This window comes from Vibrio sp. 1402 (assembly GCF_033340275.1).
Window position 1 is genome coordinate 1 of the sequence record NZ_JAWOWE010000175.1, and the last position, 796, is coordinate 796.

Consider the following 796-nt stretch of genomic DNA (forward strand, 5'->3'; position numbering starts at 1 on the left):
GGTAAGCGATCTACAACCAGTGCGTGTTTGAAGCATGCAACCGCGCCAATCTCATTTCTCACCTTACCCACAAGTTCGCCTTCTAGCGCTAACTCATCAACCTTGACGCCATCTTTCAGCACAACGAAACCAAGTGGTAGCTGCCCTTTCAGATCATCGTGAATGCCAACTACTGCACATTCTGCGATGGCTGGGTGACCACCAACAATTTCTTCCATTTCACCAGTAGACAAACGGTGGCCAGCGACGTTAATCACATCGTCAATGCGTCCCATGATGAACAAGTAACCATCTTCATCAAGGTAGCCGCCATCGCCAGAAACATAGTAACCCGGGAATTGGCTTAGGTAGCCCGTTTCAAAACGATCATGGTTTCGCCACACGGTTGGTAAGCAGCTTGGCGGTAACGGACGTTTTAGCGCAACGAAACCTTGTTGATTAGGTTTTACTGGTTCACCCAGTTCATCGAGGATTTCTACTTGATAACCCGGAATAGGCTTAGTTGAAGAACCCGCTTTTACTGGCATCATTTCAATGCCCGTTGGGTTCCCCGCAATCGCCCAACCTGTCTCTGTTTGCCACCAGTGATCGATAACCGGTTTGTCCGTTTTACTTTGTACCCATTCAAGCGTAGGAGGATCTAAACGCTCACCAGCCATAAAGATAGTTTTCAGGTTTGACAGATCATACTGCTTTAAGAACTCGCCTTCTGGGTCTTCTTTCTTAATCGCGCGGAAAGCGGTAGGCGCTGAGAATAAAGCATCCACTTTATACTCGTCACACACACGCCAGAATG

1 protein-coding gene is annotated in these 796 nt (G+C 48.0%); it reads right to left on the bottom strand.

Annotation, left to right across the window (positions count from 1 at the left end; all coding sequences use genetic code 11):
• Positions 1–796, bottom strand: a 796-nt coding sequence (locus R7044_RS24910; protein WP_225455960.1) for an AMP-binding enzyme, incomplete at both ends; no start/stop codon positions are given.